Origin of the sequence: Ochrobactrum sp. BTU2, assembly GCF_024539785.1 — a bacterium.
Taxonomy (GTDB): Bacteria; Pseudomonadota; Alphaproteobacteria; order Rhizobiales; family Rhizobiaceae; genus Brucella; species Brucella anthropi.
Map to the genome: position 1 here is coordinate 1 of NZ_JAHWRG010000065.1, position 2,343 is coordinate 2,343.

A 2,343-nucleotide genomic window follows, 5' to 3' on the forward strand; every position below is an offset into this window, starting at 1 on the left:
TCAAGGTCCAGCTGCTTTTTCGCAACGTGTATGGCGGCGGTGGTCCTCATGCTACACCTGCCTTGCCACGCCTCTTCGACTCAGATGGAAGTTGCTGATCTGAAACGGTCAGGGGGAATTCATTGTGCACGAAATCGATCGAGGTTTGCTCGTCACAACTCTTGCTTATCTGGCAATCAATCGCGGCATTCTTGAGCGCTGGCTTGCCACCAAACCATCGCCGGAGGACGTTTCGGGTTTGATTGATCAGATAAGAAGCGACCTGAAAAATACTCACTCTAATGAATCGCTTGATCCTGAAACTGAACTTCTTCTCGTTGAGAAGGCGCTCGCGATTGTCGATCAGTTCTTTGAGAAAGGCCTTTCTGTCGACGGTTAACGGCACTGAATGCAGTTCGACGCCGTCGGGAGTGACAATCAAACAGTTGTGCTGCAAACAAATACCGAAGACTTCGGGAAGGTCGGCAATTTGACGCTTCATTTTGCACCTGCCTTCGACGGACGTACAAATACGCGACCGTGATGATGATCACAGAAGCTGGAACCGATTTTCACCGGATGGCCGCAAAACAGATGCTGCTCGCCCTTGGCTGCGTTGTTGACCGCGAACCGGCATTGGCGAAGGTTTAGGTCCGATAACGGCAGGCCGAGCGGATCAATCGGCGTTTCGATCTCGGCAACGTCCTCGCAAATAAACACTGGCTCCGGCTCGATAACTGGCACGACGACGACCGGCGCGGGCTGTGACTGGCGAGCTGGAGACCGAGCAGCTGTTTTCATACGGCCGGATTTATAAGGTGACGATTCCGCCTTCGGTTTCCTCACGCGGTCGGCACCGCGAACAAGCCCGATCTCGCTCAGTGTTTTGTCGCGGTGGATGACGCCAATGACTGCATTTCTGCTGACGCCAAGGCGGGTGCTGATCTGTCCGGCCGACAAACCTTCGCGCAGGAGATTAGCAACAGCGCTCTTGCGCTCTTCCGTCCAAGTGGCAGGTTGAGGATGATTGCTCATGCCGCACCTGCCTTGGCCTTCTGGCGTTCATGATCCGCCTCTGCCGCAGCGATGATGGCTGCAAAACCAGCGTCGATGTCGTCGGCATAAACCCAGCGCATCCTTCGGCAGCCTGGACCTCCATAAAAGCTGCTTGCATCAATGTATGTCCGCATTTCCCATTCGCCGTAGAAGAGAAACCCCTTCTGATCGCTATATTGAAGCGCGTCGAGAAAATCGCTTTCCTCCGGCCAATCCTCTTGGTCGACAAGATTTTTCAATGCGGGGAGTGCGTCAAAGAGGGGATCATCAAGATCGTGATCATTGAGATAGTCGATGAAGTCTTTGAGCCAATCAGGAACGTATTCGGTGACTTGTCCCTGCAAGGGATAGATCGCAACCACGTTTGCCTGGACATTGAAAAGGCGGTTCTGGCGTTCTGTAACCAACATGATTGCGCCTCACTTCACTGGCTGAGCGGTTTCGAGTTCGGCTGGCTCCACGACGAAATCCTCGCCTTCGGATGAGATTGAAACACCAGCAACCAGCCGCGCCTTGTCTGGATCAGCCAGCATGGCGTCCTTGTTGATCTTGGTTTCCTCATTGAGAAAGGCAAGAAAGCCGAGTTTGCGGCATTGTTCGATAATCAACTCAACGCCTTTGAGCTTCACGCTCGGAGGACGTAAACGCCACTTCACCGTTCCAGTGCCGAAATTGTGATATTTGACCTTGCCGTCATCTGTGAGCTTCATCCGGTTTGCTTCGCAATAGACACGAATACCGTCTTCATGCTGCGCAAGCTCCTCGGCCAGATCAGCAACATCGTTGTCGAATTTCTCCCCGGCAGAACGGATCACTTCATCTGCAGCCGCCTTGTGTGCCGCGATTTCACGCTGCAGTGTTCCGATACGACCGATGGTCCATACGGCATCCTCGCGCGACTGTGGGACACGTGGGAGAGCCTTGGATTTGGTTTTCTTGGCCTTGGCCATGATGCATTCCTCTTTAATCAGGCCACATCACCGCCGTCACCATGGATGACGGTCAGCTGCGGACGGTTGAATGTGCGGGGTGGAAAGGGGAGAACGTCGCAGGGCGCAGATTGCGCAGCGGGAAGCGCAGAAAGCTGCTTTTCCATCTGACGGACCATGCGCTCATATGTGATGAGAGCGAGAATGTAAGACTGGACCTCTGCGGCGGTTAACTCGACGGTAGCTCCGGAGCGGAACGAGACCTTTTCAAGCTCGGTGCGCATATCGCGAAGGCAATGTGACAGCATGATTATGCTCCTTCCTTCAAATGGCTGAACGGGCATCCGGACCGGCATTCATGAAACATCCGGACATTGTG

The 2,343-nt window shown here is 53.9% G+C and carries 5 protein-coding genes; all 5 read right to left on the minus strand.

Annotation, left to right across the window (positions count from 1 at the left end; genetic code table 11):
- Positions 1-46 precede the first annotated feature (46 nt).
- The 5 genes from KWJ32_RS27885 to KWJ32_RS27905 are packed head-to-tail and all read right to left on the minus strand — an operon-like array spanning position 47 to position 2,272.
- Positions 47-481 carry a hypothetical protein gene (locus KWJ32_RS27885; protein WP_176588472.1) on the minus strand — a complete coding sequence of 145 codons (435 nt, stop codon included), beginning with the start codon at positions 479-481 and terminating at the stop codon, positions 47-49.
- Positions 478-1,014 (minus strand): GcrA family cell cycle regulator, encoded by a 537-nt coding sequence (locus KWJ32_RS27890; protein WP_176588471.1) that lies wholly within the window; start codon positions 1,012-1,014, stop codon positions 478-480. The genes KWJ32_RS27885 and KWJ32_RS27890 overlap by 4 nt, the downstream gene beginning before the upstream one ends.
- A complete protein-coding gene (locus KWJ32_RS27895) occupies positions 1,011-1,445 on the minus strand; it encodes a hypothetical protein (RefSeq protein ID WP_176588470.1) in 435 nt (144 codons plus the stop codon). The genes KWJ32_RS27890 and KWJ32_RS27895 overlap by 4 nt, the downstream gene beginning before the upstream one ends.
- 9 nt (positions 1,446-1,454) lie before the next feature.
- Positions 1,455-1,985, minus strand: a complete 531-nt coding sequence (locus tag KWJ32_RS27900; RefSeq protein WP_151691382.1) for a host-nuclease inhibitor Gam family protein — start codon at positions 1,983-1,985, stop codon at positions 1,455-1,457.
- A gap of 17 nt (positions 1,986-2,002) precedes the next feature.
- Positions 2,003-2,272 carry a hypothetical protein gene (locus KWJ32_RS27905; protein ID WP_151691383.1) on the minus strand — a complete coding sequence of 90 codons (270 nt, stop codon included), beginning with the start codon at positions 2,270-2,272 and terminating at the stop codon, positions 2,003-2,005.
- Between the last annotated feature and the right edge of the window lie 71 nt (positions 2,273-2,343).

What these genes read in the sequence shown, in the direction of transcription:
- KWJ32_RS27885 (WP_176588472.1), bottom strand. Translation starts at nt 481, where the DNA reads ATGAAGCGTCAAATTGCCGACCTTCCCGAAGTCTTCGGTATTTGTTTG.
- KWJ32_RS27890 (WP_176588471.1), bottom strand. Translation starts at nt 1,014, where the DNA reads ATGAGCAATCATCCTCAACCTGCCACTTGGACGGAAGAGCGCAAGAGC.
- KWJ32_RS27895 (WP_176588470.1), bottom strand. Translation starts at nt 1,445, where the DNA reads ATGTTGGTTACAGAACGCCAGAACCGCCTTTTCAATGTCCAGGCAAAC.
- KWJ32_RS27900 (WP_151691382.1), bottom strand. Translation starts at nt 1,985, where the DNA reads ATGGCCAAGGCCAAGAAAACCAAATCCAAGGCTCTCCCACGTGTCCCA.
- KWJ32_RS27905 (WP_151691383.1), bottom strand. Translation starts at nt 2,272, where the DNA reads ATGCTGTCACATTGCCTTCGCGATATGCGCACCGAGCTTGAAAAGGTC.